The organism is Streptomyces sp. NPDC037100, assembly GCF_055606225.1.
Genome location: NZ_JBVJSX010000003.1, coordinates 143,581 through 158,368 on the forward strand (window position 1 = coordinate 143,581; position 14,788 = coordinate 158,368).

15 protein-coding genes are annotated in these 14,788 nt (G+C 72.6%); 7 read left to right on the forward strand and 8 right to left on the reverse strand.

The window, feature by feature from the left end; all coding sequences use genetic code 11:
- Positions 1 to 132: 132 nt before the first annotated feature.
- The 4 genes from ACZ7EG_RS10735 to ACZ7EG_RS10750 form a co-directional block, all read right to left on the reverse strand.
- Entirely contained in the window at positions 133 to 1,305 is a 1,173-nt protein-coding gene (locus ACZ7EG_RS10735) for a lipid-transfer protein (protein ID WP_471075260.1), read from the reverse strand.
- Positions 1,306 to 1,510: 205 nt separating this feature from the next.
- On the reverse strand, positions 1,511 to 1,918 hold the full coding sequence (locus ACZ7EG_RS10740; protein ID WP_471075263.1) for a MaoC family dehydratase: 408 nt from the start codon (positions 1,916 to 1,918) through the stop codon (positions 1,511 to 1,513).
- Entirely contained in the window at positions 1,915 to 2,829 is a 915-nt protein-coding gene (locus ACZ7EG_RS10745; RefSeq protein ID WP_471075266.1) for a bifunctional MaoC family dehydratase N-terminal/OB-fold nucleic acid binding domain-containing protein, read from the reverse strand. Before ACZ7EG_RS10745 ends, ACZ7EG_RS10740 begins: the two co-directional genes overlap by 4 nt.
- Positions 2,830 to 3,209: 380 nt before the next feature.
- A complete protein-coding gene (locus tag ACZ7EG_RS10750; protein WP_471075269.1) occupies positions 3,210 to 3,536 on the reverse strand; it encodes a hypothetical protein in 327 nt (108 codons plus the stop codon).
- Between the two features lie 369 nt (positions 3,537 to 3,905).
- Between ACZ7EG_RS10750 and ACZ7EG_RS10755 the strand changes: the two genes are divergently transcribed.
- The 4 genes from ACZ7EG_RS10755 (at position 3,906) to ACZ7EG_RS10770 (ending at position 6,459) form a co-directional block, all read left to right on the forward strand.
- Positions 3,906 to 4,772 (forward strand): bifunctional DNA primase/polymerase, encoded by an 867-nt coding sequence (locus ACZ7EG_RS10755; protein ID WP_471075272.1) that lies wholly within the window; start codon positions 3,906 to 3,908, stop codon positions 4,770 to 4,772.
- A gap of 37 nt (positions 4,773 to 4,809) precedes the next feature.
- Complete coding sequence (locus tag ACZ7EG_RS10760; protein ID WP_471075274.1) at positions 4,810 to 5,274, forward strand: hypothetical protein; 465 nt, start codon at positions 4,810 to 4,812, stop codon at positions 5,272 to 5,274.
- Positions 5,275 to 5,283: 9 nt separating this feature from the next.
- Positions 5,284 to 5,808: a DinB family protein gene (locus tag ACZ7EG_RS10765; protein ID WP_471075276.1), complete on the forward strand. Its 525-nt coding sequence runs from the start codon at positions 5,284 to 5,286 to the stop codon at positions 5,806 to 5,808.
- 78 nt (positions 5,809 to 5,886) lie between these two features.
- Positions 5,887 to 6,459: a GNAT family N-acetyltransferase gene (locus ACZ7EG_RS10770; protein WP_471075279.1), complete on the forward strand. Its 573-nt coding sequence runs from the start codon at positions 5,887 to 5,889 to the stop codon at positions 6,457 to 6,459.
- Between the two features lie 165 nt (positions 6,460 to 6,624).
- On the opposite strand, the gene ACZ7EG_RS10775 is transcribed toward ACZ7EG_RS10770, so the two are convergent.
- Positions 6,625 to 10,752 (reverse strand): nSTAND1 domain-containing NTPase, encoded by a 4,128-nt coding sequence (locus tag ACZ7EG_RS10775; protein ID WP_471075282.1) that lies wholly within the window; start codon positions 10,750 to 10,752, stop codon positions 6,625 to 6,627.
- Positions 10,753 to 11,351: 599 nt separating this feature from the next.
- Here ACZ7EG_RS10775 and ACZ7EG_RS10780 point away from each other — a divergent pair.
- The 3 genes from ACZ7EG_RS10780 (at position 11,352) to ACZ7EG_RS10790 (ending at position 12,892) form a co-directional block, all read left to right on the forward strand.
- Positions 11,352 to 11,819 (forward strand): hypothetical protein, encoded by a 468-nt coding sequence (locus ACZ7EG_RS10780; RefSeq protein WP_471075284.1) that lies wholly within the window; start codon positions 11,352 to 11,354, stop codon positions 11,817 to 11,819.
- Positions 11,820 to 11,905: 86 nt separating this feature from the next.
- Entirely contained in the window at positions 11,906 to 12,121 is a 216-nt protein-coding gene (locus tag ACZ7EG_RS10785) for a ferredoxin (protein WP_471075286.1), read from the forward strand.
- A gap of 9 nt (positions 12,122 to 12,130) precedes the next feature.
- On the forward strand, positions 12,131 to 12,892 hold the full coding sequence (locus ACZ7EG_RS10790; RefSeq protein ID WP_471075290.1) for a PIG-L deacetylase family protein: 762 nt from the start codon (positions 12,131 to 12,133) through the stop codon (positions 12,890 to 12,892).
- Here ACZ7EG_RS10790 and ACZ7EG_RS10795 read toward each other — a convergent pair.
- The 3 genes from ACZ7EG_RS10795 to ACZ7EG_RS10805 form a co-directional block, all read right to left on the reverse strand.
- Entirely contained in the window at positions 12,887 to 13,657 is a 771-nt protein-coding gene (locus ACZ7EG_RS10795) for a glycosyltransferase family 2 protein (RefSeq protein ID WP_471075292.1), read from the reverse strand. The genes ACZ7EG_RS10790 and ACZ7EG_RS10795 overlap by 6 nt on opposite strands.
- A gap of 40 nt (positions 13,658 to 13,697) precedes the next feature.
- Positions 13,698 to 14,078 carry a hypothetical protein gene (locus ACZ7EG_RS10800; RefSeq protein WP_471075295.1) on the reverse strand — a complete coding sequence of 127 codons (381 nt, stop codon included), beginning with the start codon at positions 14,076 to 14,078 and terminating at the stop codon, positions 13,698 to 13,700.
- Positions 14,079 to 14,242: 164 nt separating this feature from the next.
- Positions 14,243 to 14,512 carry a hypothetical protein gene (locus ACZ7EG_RS10805; protein ID WP_471075298.1) on the reverse strand — a complete coding sequence of 90 codons (270 nt, stop codon included), beginning with the start codon at positions 14,510 to 14,512 and terminating at the stop codon, positions 14,243 to 14,245.
- Positions 14,513 to 14,788 lie beyond the last annotated feature (276 nt).

The window sequence follows — 14,788 nt, forward strand, 5'->3', positions numbered from 1 at the left end:
GCTCAACGCTATGAGCGGGGGCACGGCGAGCGGATCGGCCGCAGGTCCCGAAGCGGGGTCCCCCTCAGGTTGTACGGGTAGGGCCTGCTGCACCTCCTGTAGGTGGAGCGGAGGGCCCGCGGTACTGCGGGTTCACCCCTGGGGGTCCGCGGTCAGGACGAGTCCCGACGTCGGCACACCCGTCCCGGCCGTCACCAGGACCCGCTCCGCTCCCGGCACCGGGTTCGCCGCCGTGCCCCTGATCTGCCGGACGGCCTCCGCGATGCCGTTCATGCCGTGCAGGTACGCCTCTCCGAGCTGCCCGCCGTGCGTGTTGAGGGGCAGGCGCTCCTCGGCCACGAAGTCCGCCGCCTCACCGGGGCCGCAGAAGCCGAACTCCTCCAGCTGCGTCAGCACGAACGGCGTGAAGTGGTCGTAGAGGATCCCCACGTCGATGTCGGCGGGGGCCAGCCCCGAGGTGCGCCACAGCTGCCGGGCGACGACCGCCGCCTCGGGCAGGCCGGTCAGGTCGTCGCGGTAGTAGCTGGTCATCTGCTCCTGGGCGCGTCCGGCGCCCTGGGCGGCCGCGGCGATCACGGCGGGCGGGTGGGGCAGGTCGCGGGCGCGTGCGGCGGAGGTGACGACGAGGGCCTGCCCGCCGTCCGTCTCCTGGCAGCAGTCCAGCAACCGCAGCGGTTCGACGATCCAGCGCGAGGCGGCGTGGTCGGCCAGGGTGATGGGCCGGCCGTGGAAGTGGGCCGCCGGGTTGGTCGCCGCGTACTTCCGTCCGACGACCGCCACGTGCCCGAAGGCCTCCGGGGTCAGCCCGTAGGTGTGGAGGTAGCGCCGGGCCGCCATCGCCACCCACGAGGCCGGGGTGAGCAGGCCGAACGGCAGCGACCAGCCGAGGGCCGCGCCCTCCGCCGAGGGTTCCCGGTGCCGCACCCCGGAGCCGAAGCGGCGGCCCGAGCGCTCGTTGAACGCCCGGTAGCAGACGACCACGTCGGCCACGCCCGCGGCGATCGCCAGGGCGGCCTGCTGGACGGTGGCGCAGGCCGCGCCGCCGCCGTAGTGGACCCGGGAGAAGAAGGAGAGCTCCCCGATGCCCGCCGCCTGGGCGACGGTGATCTCGGGGCTGGTGTCCATGGTGAAGGTGACCATCCCGTCGACGTCGGCCGGAGTCAGCCCGGCGTCCGCCAGGGCCGCCCGCACCGCCTCGACGGCGAGGCGCAGTTCGCTGCGGCCCGAGTCCTTGGAGAACTCGGTGGCCCCCACACCGACGACGGCCGCGCACCCACCGAGACCGCCCCGCCCTCGCCCACTCATGCCTGGACCGCCCGCCCTCTCCGGCTCATACCGGGACTGCCCGTCCGGTTCCCGCTCATACCGGCACCGTCCGTCCCGCTCCGGCTCACACCTGAACCGTCCATCCCGCTCCGGCTCACACCGGAACCGTCCGTCCGGCTCCCCCTCATACCGGCACCGTCCGTCCCGCTCCCGCTCACACCGAGACCGCCCCGCCCTCTCCCACTCACGACGAGACGCCCTCTCCCGCTCCTGCCGGGACCCTGACCGTCACCGTGCCCGTGACGTGCTTGCCGAGGCCGTTCGCGCCGACGATCCGGACCGTCGCGGTGTCGCCGTCGACCTCCTCGACCGTGCCGGTCAACACCATCGTGTCGCCGGGACGGTTGGGCGCGCCGAGCCGGATGGCGACCCGGCGCAGCCGCGCACGCGGGCCGAAGTGGTCCGTGATGTAGCGGCCGACCAGGCCGTTGGTCGTCAGGATGTTCATGAAGATGTCGGGGGAGCCCTTCTGCCGGGCGAGCTCCGGGTCGTGGTGGACGTCCTGGTAGTCGCGGGAGGCGATCGCCCCGGCGACGATCAGGGTGCGGGTGATCGGGATCTCCAGCGGCGGGAGCCGGTCCCCGGCCCTCACGACGTCACCCCCTGGAAGACGGGCAGCACCAGCTCGTCGTCGTACCGCCGGAACTCCAGCCGCACCGGCATGCCGATCCGCACCTTGTCGTACGGCACCCCGACCACGTTGCTGACGATCCGCACGCCCTCGGCGAGCTCGATCAGGCCGACCGCGTAGGGAGGCTCGAAGGCCGGGAAGGGCGGGTGGTGCATGACGACGTACGAGTAGACCGTGCCCTCACCGCTCGCCCCGACGGTGTCCCAGTCAGGGGAGCCGCACGTGTTGCAGCCCGGCAGCCAGGGGAAACGCAGGGTGTCACAGGCCGTACAGCGCTGGATGAGGAGCTCGTTGCGGACCACGCCTTCCCAGAAGCCGGCGTTGTCGCGGTTGACGACGGGGCGGGGGCGGCGTTCCGCCGGTGTCGAAGACCGGTGTGCCGGGGCGTATTTGAGGATGCGGAAGCGGTGGATTCCGGCCATTTCACCGCCCACGCGGACGTCCGTGCGGGTCGTGACGAAGTAACCCGCCCCCAGCTTCGTGGTCTTGCGGCCGGACACCGACTCGATCACCGAGTCGAAGGTGATCTCGTCGCCCGGGCGCAACGGGCGCAGATACTCCTGTTCGCAGTCGGTGGCGACGACCGCGTCGTGGCCCGACGCGTCGAGCAGGGCGAGGAGTTCGTCGTAGGCGGCCGTGCGTTCCGGGCGGCGGGTGAGGCCGGCCATGGTCCAGGCCTGGAGCATGGTGGGCGGAGCGATGGCCTCCGGGCCCGTGTACGCGGGGTTGGTGTCCCCCATGGCCTCGCACCAGTGCCTGATCATCGGCTCGTTGACGGGGTCGCGGCCGACTCCGGTGGCGGCGGCCGGCAGGCCCTCGTAGGCCTTCAGGCACGCCTCGAACTCCTCGCGGACCTCCGGCTCACCATTCACGATTTCTGACTGTCCGTCAGATCTCCCGCTCCGTCAAGGCCCCGTCACGGCCCCGCCAGGACCGACGCCGGCTCGATGACGCCGAGCACCTGGCCCTCCACCACGATGGGCAGCAGCAACAGCGCGGACGGCACCACCTGGCCGCCCAGGTGCCTCCACCACGATGGGCAGCAGCACCAGCGCGGGCGGCACCACCTGGCCGCCCAGGCCAGGAACAGACCGCGGGGCCGCCGGTAGATCTCGCGGAAGCGCCGACAGGCCCCGTGGACCCGAAAACGCCTGCGCGGCAGTACCGGAGCACCGCCGCTCAGACGTTTGCGACCCCACGAAGCACACCCCCACAGCACCCGGGCCGGTGCCGGCGCACCGGCCCGCTCAGCTCACCACCACAGCGGGGAGAAGCTGACGGCGGTGTTGGCGTTGCCCTGGTTGACGGTTGTGGGCTCGGTGCCGTTGACCTGGGCGGTGTTGCTCTGGTTGGACGTGCCGTCGCCGAGGGCCTGCTGCTGGGTGGTGGCCACGTTGCCGAAGTTGTCGCCGCCGACGCCGCTGCCGAGGATGTCCTGCTCGGTCTCGGTGACGGATGCGATGGATCCGTTGTCCGCGAAGGCGCCGTTGTCCGCCGTCGCGACACCGGTGAAGAGGGCGGCTGCGAGCGGAAGGGCGGAGACGGCCGCGATGACGCGGGCGGTACGGATGCTTGCCATGTTTCTTGTCCCTCCAGGACTGATCGAACCGAGGACGCACCGGCTCGTGACCGTCCGGTGCGTGAACCACTGCTGTCACCAGGGAAGTTGGCCGACCGCCCCGGTGCGGTGCTCGACGTCGCGAGTCCAGAGTTGCCCACCGAATCCCCGGCGAACCACCCCGGAAGCCGCCTTTCGCACGCAAGCGTGAGAACAAGTCGATAAACCCCCATGTGTCACTTCCGTACCGGAGGGGAGCGGAAGAGGGCGTTCGAACCCGGGCGCCGCAAGGGACGAAGCGTTCCGGCACTTTTTCCGGCCGCCACCCGGCCCGGCGCGTCACACCCGTTCCCCCTTTCCTTTTTCGAACGTACGTACGAAACTAGAGGCATGGCCACCACCGACCGGCAGGCCACGACGCTGGCCCTCGCACACGCCCTGTCAGCCGCCGAACGCGGACTGGCCGTCATCCCCCTGTCCCGCTCCAAGCTCCCGGCACTGCGCTCCCCGCACCGCGACGACCCCGCGGCCTCCCCCTGTCACGGCGGGTGCGGCAGGCCCGGGCACGGGGTCTACGACGCATCCAGCGACCCGGACCGCATCCGCGAGCTGTTCGCCGCCGCGCCCTGGGCGACCGGCTACGGCATCGCGTGCGGGCTGCCTCCGCATCATCTGATCGGCCTCGACCTGGACGTGAAGACCGGCACGGACTCCTCGGCCGCCCTGCGCGAGCTGGCGCTGCGGCACCTGTTCACGATCCCGCCGACCGTGGTCGTCGTGACCCCGTCCGGCGGGCGGCATCTGTGGCTGACCGGCCCGCCCGAGGCGGTCGTCCCCAACTCGGCGGGCCGGCTCGCCCCCGGCATCGACATCCGGGGCGCGGGCGGCTACCTGGTCGGCCCCGGCTCCCGGACGGCCCAGGGTGTGTACGCCGCCGCCCCGGGCACCGCGCACCTGGCCCCCGCCCCCTGCCCGCGCTCCCTGCTGCGGCTGCTGATCCCGCCGCCCCGCCCCCACCACCCCGCCCTCGCTGCGACCGGCGGGCACGGTCAGGGCCTGGTCCAGTTCGTCCTGGCCGCGCATGAGGGCCAGCGCAACACCCGCCTGTTCTGGGCGGCCTGCCGGGCCTACGAGGACGGCATCGGTCCGGCGCTGGTGGGACCCCTGGTCGACGCGGCCCTGAACACCGGCCTGGCCGAGCGGGAGGCCAGGGCGACGATCGCCTCGGCGGCACGGATGACGGGGCACCGGCCGTGAGCACGGCCCCGCCCATGACCACCACCGGAAGACCTGGATGCAACACCACGCAAAGACGCCGGCCCTGGCGCTCGCCCGCCTCGTCCTGGCCTCCGGCCGCTCGGTGGACCTCGCCGAGCTGCGGTTCTCGTCGACGTACGGCGACCTGCAGGACGGCTACCCCTGCAAGCCGCTGAACGACCTGCGGATCCGCAGCCTCCTGCACACCGCCGAGCGGTCCCGCCCGGGCACGCCGGTGCACCTCGTCCCGCCGCGGCGCGAGTACCCCGACCAGTACGCGGGCGGTTTCGGGCCGGTCGAGGTGCTGCCCGCGGTGGCCTGCCTCGGCACGTTCCACTCCACGGCCCTGGACCCGGCCCACGACCCGGTCGCCTACCGCTCGCGCCTGACCGTCGTCTGGTTCCAGCCCACGCCGCGCCTGCCCTCCGACCACGACGCCGAACCGGCGCTGCGGGACCTCGACTGGGCGGTACTGGCCCGGGACGCCCCCGCTCCCCCCTAGAGTCGTCCGATGAGCGCTTCCCGCATCGAACTGCCGCGCTGGCAGTTCGAGTTCACCTGGTCACTGTTCGAGTACCACCTGGAGCGGCTGGAGCCGGAGGACTTCCTCTGGGAGCCCGCCGCGCACTGCTGGACGATGCACCGGGCCCCCGACGGCACCTGGGTCCCGGACTGGGAGGACACCGAACCCGACCCGGTCCCCGTCCCCACCCTCGGCTGGGTGAGCTGGCACATCGGCTGGTGGTGGAGCGTCGCCCTCGACCACCTGCAGGGCCGCCCGCCCCGCGACCGCAAGGACATCGTCTGGCCCGGCGAGGGCGCCCCGACGGTCGAGTGGCTGCGGGACCTGCGCACCCAGTGGCTCAAGGTCCTGGACGGCCTCACCGAGCAGGACCTGGACGCCACGGCCCCGTTCCCCTGGCCGAACGATCCCGAGCACACCGTCGAGCACATGGTGGCCTGGGTGAACTCGGAGCTGATGAAGAACGTGAGCGAGATCGGTCAACTGCGGCTGCTGCGGGCGGCGTCCGCCTAGAACGCGGGTCCCGGCGTTCCACCATGGCGTGTTCCCGGCCTGCGGGCGCGCCCGCCCGGTGCGTGGCATCGTGGGGGTATGAGCATCGACGTGCGCCCGGCCGGGGACTTCGAGGGCGTCCGTGCCGTGCTCGGGCCGAAGTCACCCGGGGCGAACGTCTGCTGGTGCCTGAGCTACCGCATCCCCTCCAAGCTCAACAAGGAACTGCGCGGCCCGGCCCGCGGCGAGTACGTCGCCGAGCTGTGCCGCGCGCAGCCGCCTCCGGGCGTGCTCGCCTACGACGGTGACGAACCGGTCGGCTGGGCCGCCGTCGCCCCGCGCGCGGACACCTCCTTCGCCCGCAACCGCAAGATCCCCCACCTCGACGACCTGCCCGTGTGGTCGCTCTGGTGCGTCCGGGTCCGCCCGGGGCATCGCGGGCAGGGCATCTCGCACTCCCTCATCGCCGGCGCGGTCGCGTTCGCCCGGGACCGGGGCGCACCGGTGATCGAGGCGTACCCGCTGGACAACGGCGACGCCAAGGTCGACCTGACGATGGCGTACGCGGGTCTGCGGAAGAACTTCGAACGGGCCGGCTTCGTTCAGGCGGCGGACACGACCTCGGTCCTGGCCGGTCATCCCCGGATTCTGATGCGCCTCGACCTGCGCTGAAAAAGGCTCGACCGCTGGCGACGGGGGATGCACCAGCGGTCGAGCTATGGCCAAGGGTAACAAGCGCTTGCCCACCGCGAGCCGACCGGTCACCCGGAAAGCCCGGTTGTGACTCGTCTCACTCAACTGTCGTGACCGCCGGGCCTGTTGTCCGGAACGGTCGCGTCAGTCGTCGCACGGCGGGTCATAGGAGAGGCGGGGCAGGTATTCCCGCCAGGTGTCCTGCGTCAGCACGCCCCGGGTCATCGAGCAGATGCGGCGGACGGCCGTGTCGACGTCGAGATTCCAGAGCCGGATGGTGTCGGCGCCGCTCGACACCCCCAGCGTGTGGCTGTTCGGGCTGAACGCGAGGAAGGTGCCGGTCGTGGAGTTGGGGCTCATCGACTGGCCGATCGCGGTGGCGTGCGAGGGGTCGGTCACGTTCCACAGCCGGACGGTGCTGTCGTTGCCGCCGCTGGCCAGAGTGCGGCCGTCGCGGCTGAACGTCAGCGACACGACCGCCTCCGTGTGGCCCGTCAGCAGCGCCTCCTCGGAGGCCTCGGCGGGGTCCGCGATGTCCCAGAGCCGGACGGAGTTGTCGTCGCCGGCGCTGGCCAGCGTGTGGCCGTCGCGGCTGTAGGCGAGCGTGTTGACCGCTCCGAGGTGGCCCCGCAGAGGCGCCCCGATCAGCGTCGCCCGGCCGGGGTCGGTCACGTTCCACAGCCGGATCGTGCCGTCCGCGCTGCCGCTGGCGAGCGTCCGGCCGTCCGGGCTGAACACGAGGTGGTTGACGTAGCCCTTGTGGGCGGTGAGGGGGCTGCCGAGCGGGCGCGGCCGGGCCGGGTCGCCGATGTTCCACAGCCGGATGGTGCGGTCGTCGTAGGCGGTGGCCAGGACCTTCCCGTCCGGGCTGAACGCCAGGGGGTCGGCGTACCGGATGCGCAGGGGGGCGGGAGAGCCGTGGCGGACGGGGTGTTCGGGGTCGCCGAGGTTCCACAGCTCCACCACCCTCTCGCCCGTCACGACCGCGAGGGTGCGGCCGTCCGGGGAGAACTCCAGGGAGCGCACGTCGCCCTTGCCCGGGCGGAACGGTTCGCCGATCCGCACGGGCCTGCCGGGCGTCCGCACGTCCCACAGCCGGATCCGCCCGTCCCGCGCCGCCGTCGCGAGCAGCCGCCCGTCCGGCCGGAACACCCCGGCCCGGCCGGTCATGTCCGACGTCGGCAGCGACCACAGACGGACCTTGTTGTCGCCCGCCCCGGTCGCCAGGGTGCGGCCGTCGGGGCTGAAGCCGAGCGCGTACATCTCCCCGCTGCTGCCCGCGAGGGGCCCGCCGACCTGCGAGGGGTACTGCGGATCGCTGACCTTCCACAGACTCGCGGTGCTGTCCGCGCTGGCCGCGGCGAGCATGTTCCCGTCGGGGCTGAAGGCCACGGACCAGACCGGCCCCGTGTGGCCGGTGAGCGGCGCGCCGATCGGGGCCGGGCGGCCCGGGCCGGCCATGTTCCACAGGCGTACGGTGCCGTCCGCGCTGCCGCTGGCGAGCGTGCGGCCGTCGGGGCTGAAGGCCACGGAGTGCACGGTGGTGGTGTGGCCGGTCAGCGGCGTCCCGGCCGGTTCCGGGCGCGCGGGGTCGGACACGTCCCACAGCCGGATCGTGCCGTCGTCGCCCCCCGCGGCCAGTGTCCGGCCGTCCGGGCCGAACGCCACCGAGCGCACGGCGGCCTTGTGCCCGGTCAGGGGCTTGCCCAGGGCGCGCGGCCGGCGCCGGTCGGCCATGTTCCACAGCCGGACGGTGTGGTCGTCGCCCGCGGACGCCAGCGTGCGCCCGTCCGGGCTGAAGGCGATCAGGTAGATCGTGCCGTCATGGCCGGTCAGGGGCCGGCCGAGCGGCTTCGGGCGCGCGGGATCGGTCACGTCCCACAGCCGAACCGTGCCGTCGTCGGAGGCGCTGGCGAGCGTCCGGCCGTCCGGGCTGAACACCGCGCTGCTCACCCAGCTCGTGTGCCCGGTCAGGGGCTTGCCCAGGGGCTTGGGACGCTTGGGGTCGGCGACGTCCCACAGCCGTACGGTCCGGTCGTAGCTGGCGGTGGCCAGGACCTGTCCGTCCGGGCTGAAGGTCGTGAGGTAGACGGCGCCCGTGTGGCCGGTGAGGGGCCTGGAGAGCGGGGCGTTCACGATGGAGATCAGGCGGCTGTTCGCGCCCTTGTCGTCCGGCCGCAGCCCGTGCGCCACCAGGTCGAGCTGCGCGGACAGCGACGGATCGGTGTCCTGGAGGCGGTCGGACTGGGCGAGCACCTGCTCGAAGACGGCCTCGTCCCGCTGTTTCCAGGCGACCACGGCCGACCCGACGGCCAGCATCGCCAGGACGACCAGCGTCGCCACCGCGCCCCGGCTGATCCACATGATCCGCCTGCGCAGCCGGACCGACGCGGCCAGGAACTCCACCGCGCTGCGGGGCAGGAGCGTGTCCCCGGCGGATCTCGCCCAGCCGTCGGCCTGCTCCAGCCGGGAGCCCCGGTAGAGCAGGGACGTGTCGCGGTTCGACTCCTCCCAGGCCCGGCCGTCCTCCTCCAGACGCTGGCGCAGCAGATTGCCCTGCCGGTCCTCGTCGATCCAGTCGCGCAACCGGGGCCAGGCGTGCAGCAGCGCCTCGTGGGTGATCTCCACGGTCTCCGCGTCGAGCGTCACCAGCCGGGCGCGGACCAGCGCCTCGAGGGACTCCTCGGTCTTGCCGGGGTCGGCCGACTCCTCCGCCAGCTGACGCCGGGTTCCGCGGCGGCGGGTGGCCTGGGTGTCCTCGCCCAGCCGTACCAGGCGCAGCAGCAGCAGCCGGGCGGCGGTGCGCGCGGCCGGGTCGAGGCCGGTCCAGGCCCGTTCGGCGGTCGCCGCGACCGCTCCCTGGATGCCGCCGGCCGCGCGGTAGCCGGCCAGGGTGAGCCGGCCCGCCTTCCGGCGTTGCCAGGTGGCGAGCAGGGCGTGCGAGAGGAGCGGCAGCACACCGGCGTCGTGCGCCCCGCCCGGGCCGTCGGCACTGACCTCCCGGACGATCAGCTCCGCCAGCCCCGGATCCAGCTCCAGGCCGACGGCCTTGGCCGGTCCGTTCACCGCCTCACGCAGCTCCGCGGTGGTCAGCGGCCCGAGCACCATGTGCCGGTGCTGGAGCGCGTCGGCGAGCTCCGGGTACCTCAGGCAGCGGTCGTAGAAGTCGGCGCGTATGCCCAGCACCACGACCGCCGGGGCCGGCCGGCCCGGGCCGGCCGGCGAACAGGCGGCGTGCAGGACCTCGATGAAGGTGCGCCGGTCCGCCTCGTCGGGGCAGAGGGTGAACGTCTCCTCGAACTGGTCCACGATGACGACCGGACGGGCCCCGGAGGGTGCTTCGCGCCGGGCCCAGGCGCCGACGGCGGCACGGACGGCGTCGGGGAAGGGCGCGGTGCCGGGTAACGGGGCTCCCGGTGCGGTCGAGACCGGGACGACGGAGGCCAGCTCGGGGATGCACCGGATCAGCTCCGCCAGCGGATCGCCTCCCGGTACGAGCTGTACGACCTCTCGCGGCCGGCCGCTCCCGTCAGGCCGGCCGCTCCCGTCAGGTCGGCCGCTCCCGTCAGGCCGGCTGCTCCCGTCAGGCCGGCCGCTCCCGTCACCGCCGTCACGACTGTCACCGCCGTCACCGCCGTCACCGCCGTCACCGCCGTCACCGCGCAGCGCGCCGTCCCGCAGGGCCGGCACCAGGCCGGCGTTCAGCAGGGAGGACTTCCCCGCTCCCGACGCGCCGACGAGCATGACCAGGCCACCCGTGCCCGCGACGGCCCCGAGCTGCGTGACGAGCGCCTCCGTGCTCCGCTCCCGGCCGAAGAACCACCGGGCGTCCTCCCGGCGGTAGGAGGCCAGCCCCCGGTACGGGCACACCCCGCCCGGGGTGGACGCGGACTCGTCCGCGGACCGCTCCTCGGCCGCGGAGGGCGCCGGGCGCTCACCGACCGGGTCGGCCACCGCGCGTTCCCACAGCCGCTGCCACTGGCCGAGGTCGTACAGACCGGGGGAGACCGGCGTGGGTCGCGAGCGCCGCGCGTCGGGGATCAGCACGTGCAGCACCGCAGCGAGTGCGGGGAACTGGGCCGGGACGTTCCGGGCCCGCCGCCAGTCGCTGATGCGCTGCGCGGACACCCGTACGGGCCGCCCGCGTTCGTCGACCCGCTGGAGCCGGACGACCGCCTCGGACACCCGCTTGAGAGGAGGGTTGCCGGCTTCCTTGTACAGCAGTGCGAGGCGTTCCGCGAAGGCGGTGCGTGCCCCCGAGTCGGAACTCAAGGTCTCAGCTCCTTACTTCCCACGCCTGGACGTCCGGACCGGAAAACTCACTCTATATGGCTGACCTGCGGCGATGCCGTCCGCTGAGCACCGGAACCTCCCCCTCCATGGCCGGAAATGGCAGGATCCGGACGCAGTGGCGCACCCAATCGGCCGGCTTCCGTCCCCAGCGGACGATGAGGCTCCACCGTTCGGTACCGGTCCCCACGAGGGGAGGGACCGGTGCCGGACGATGTGGTGATCCTCCCCAGCGCTCCCCGCCCAGCAACCCCGGGGGATCGTGTCCCGGACAGCAGTGGACAGCGCCCTCGGCCCTTGACCCTTGACGGACCGTCTCTTCGGACGGTCCCGGCGGACTGACGACCCTGGAAAACTGACGATCCGTCAGCTATGGTCGCCCTGCCGTACCGCTCCCGGAGCGACGGACGAGGTGGACGAGCACGGACGAGCGCGTGGACGAGCACGGACGAGCACGGACGAGCGCGTGGACGAGCACGGACGAGTACGGACGAGCGCGTGGACGAGCACGGACGAGTACGGACGAGCGAGGCGCAAGCAGAGGCCGGGCGACGCATCAGCGACGTACAGGGGTGAGCGCAGTGGAGTCACGTCCCGAGAGCCCACGACCGCAGGGTGCTCCGCGCTGGGTCGCGCAGTTCTTCCGGCCGGCCGAGGGATCCTGGCGGACGGCCGCCCAGTCACCCCACCGCGCGCCCGTGCTGTACGCGCTCGGCGAGATGACCCAGACGCTGCGCGCCCGGGGCGACGAGGTGGCCGTCGCCCTGTGGGGGCCGAAGGACGGCGCGTGGCACCGATTCGACACCCCGCTGAAGCAGACCGCCGTTCCGCGGCCGGATCCCGAGCCCTCCCCCGGCGAACCGGCCACGCTGGCGGAACGGATGACCGGCCGCCGCCACCAGGTCCTCATGGCAGGCCTGACCAAGGCGGGGCTGTACGACCTCTCCCCCGAGGACGACACGACCGTCCAGGCGTTGGTGGAACACCTCGACGAGGCCGCCGTACGTCGGGTCGCCCACTGGCTGGCAGCCGCCGGGAGCGCGCGCTAGCCGGGCCGGTTCAGCCGATGCCCCGCTGGGCAGTCAACTCCGGACGGCCGCGAACCTCGATGCCGTCCGGAGGGGGAGACAGAGGCATGAAGGTCTTCGTGGACCGCGATCTCTGCTACGGATCCGCCGAGTGTGCCCACCGGGCCCCGGCGGTCTTCGAGTTCGTCGACGGCTTCGGGGTCGTCCGACCGGGCCGTGAGGAGAGGGGCGAGGATCCCGAGGTCCTGGAGGCGGTGGAGAAGTGCCCGAGCCAGGCGATCGGCATCACCGGGGCGCCGCAGTCGGCGCCGGACCGGCCGTAGCGAGAGCGGATGCCGGTACCGAGCCTGCTCGCGGTCTTCGCCCATCCCGATGACGAGTCCCTCGTGGCGGGCGGCGTCCTCGCCCGCCACGCGGCCGCCGGCGCGCGCACAGCGGCCGTCACGGCGACCTGGTCGGCGGACACCCCGCGCGCCGCGGAACTGGCCGAGGCACTCCACATCCTGGGCGCCGGCCCGCCACGCATGCTGGGTCACGCCGACTCCCGCGTCCCGCACTCGGCCCCGGGCAGGCCGCGCTGGTGCGACGTACCGCTGGACGTGGCGGTGGGAGAACTGGTCGCGCACCTCCGCGACTTCCGCCCGGAGGTCGTCGTCACCCACGACGCCTACGGCAATCTGACCGGCCACGAGGACCATGTGCACACCCACCGCGTGACCGCCCTCGCGGTCCACGCCGCCGGTTTGGAACGCCTCTACCCGGACGCCGGAGCGCCCTGGCAGCCGAGTGCCCTGTACCTGGCCACGCACCCGCACTCGGCCGCTCGGGCATGGGGCGGGCACCTGGCTCCTGTGGGCAAGGCGGTGCGCACGGTCCCCGACGAACGTGTCACCGCCACCGTCGACGTCACCCCCTGGCTGGACCGGAAGATCCCGGCGATCCTGGCCCACCGCACGGAGGTGGCACGGGGAGCAGCGCCGGGCCTGATCGCCGCCCTCTCCGCAGCCGAGCGGCAACGGCTGCTCGGCACGGAGTGGTACATCCGTCACGACCTGGCGCCGACGGCCCCCGCGCAGACCGAGCTGCTCTCATAGCGCGCTCGGCGCACCCCACTGGAGCCGGGACAAGGCCCTGGCCCTGGCCTCCACGACGGCCATCCGCACCTCGCGCTCGGCCCGGTCGGTATGGGCCGCCTGCCCGGTCACCTGCCCGTCCCACTTCCGGTACAGCAGGCCGACCTCCCGCGAGAACCACCCCCGGCTCACCGCGTTCAACGCCAGCAACAGCCCCGTGTCCTCCGAGGCCGGGAGCGCCATCCATCCGCCCAGGGCGAGCAGCAACTCCCGCCGCACGCACAGCGAGGCGGGATGCACCTGCGCGAGGAAGCCGTTGGCCTTCCAGTGGTCCAGCACGGACCCGCGCTCGATCGGCCCCTGGTCGGGATCGCCCGGAAAGCCGACGGTCGACCCGTCGGGCATGAGGTCGAGCACCCGCGAGGTGGCCCACCCGAGGTCCGGGTCCCCCTCCAGCACGGCGAGATCCCGTGCGAGGGCGCCCGGCGTCAGCCGGTCGTCGGCGTCGAGGACTTTCACGTACGCCCCGTCCCCGTGTGCCAGCGCCATGGTCCTGGCGACGCCGGGCCCCCCGGCCCGCCCCTGCCGGAACGTCACCCGGGCGTCCCCGGGCACATACGGTCCGACGCTCTCGCTCTGCCCGTCCTCCTGCACGACCCAGTGCCACTCCCAGCCCTCGGGAAGCCGCTGCGCGCACAGCGACGCGTAGGCCTCCGGCAGAAACCGGGCGTGGGGGCCGTGCACGGCGGTGACGACGACGATGCGCCGACTCACGGCGGCGTTCACCCACCCTTCTCCGACCGGCACACCCTGGTGATCGTAATGCTCACCGCGTACCCGGCTCACCGCCCAGTTCGAGAACGAGGTGATAGCCACCGGCCAAATCGATGCCGGTCCGCTCGCGGAGCAGCTTGACCGCGGCGATCTGCTGACCGTCGTCGAGCAGCGCGCTCAACTCCGCGACCAGCGCGGCATCGAGCCGGCGCAGGGCGTCCAGCGCCTGGGCGTTGCTCGTGGGCAGCGCATGCCCGCCGGCCAGCATCTCCACGGCCTCCCGGGCCGGGCCCCGCTTGAGCCAAGAGCCCCTGCGCAACCTCCGGACGGCCTTGCCCGTACGGCCGTCCGCCGCCAGCGCCCGCGCCTCGTCCTGGGCTTCCTGCCCGACGGGGGTGATCAGCGCTGCGGTACGGGCCTTGGTGTTCGTCATGGCACTCCTGCGTCGTGGGATCCCGATACCGAAGACGAGGGAGAGCCGGTTGCCGTTGCCCCTCACTCAAGGTCACGCGGAAGGGGTGCAGCTCCGCAGAGCTGCACCCCTTCTGACCTGCTAAGTTTCAGGCCGCTGCCGACGAAGCCGGGGGAACCGACCTGTCAACCCTGGTCCAGAATCACGACGTCGTCGTCGTCCACGTCAGTGTTGTTCAGGACGCTGGGGTTGTTCAGAACGCTCGGGTTGTTCAGAGTGCTCGGGTTGTTCAGAACGCTCGGGTTGTTCAGAACGCTCGGGTTGTTCAGAGCGCTGGTGGTGTTGTCCACTTTAATGGGAATCAGAGCGAAGACGTTATCGTCGGCGATTGCCGGGGTTCCGAGGGCAGCGACAAGAACCCCTGATGCGATCAGCACACTGACACTACGACGCATTTCTGTCTCCTTGACGTGAGTGGACGCCGATGGAATCGGTGAAGGCATGGCAGTCTCATGCTTCCCGCGCCGGGGAGGATTATCGTCCTTATCACCCGAACATCCGAACAAAATCGTGCGGCCATATCGGCCGAAAGGTGGAGTGGCCCCCGTCTGGCCCGCTCAGGACCGCACACCGACAGGGTCGAAGAAGCAGTCCGGAGCAGCCCTGCGGGTCTGCGTGCCGCCGTTGCCGTCCCGAATGAGCGGTCAGTCTCGGCTGCCCTGAAGAAGGCT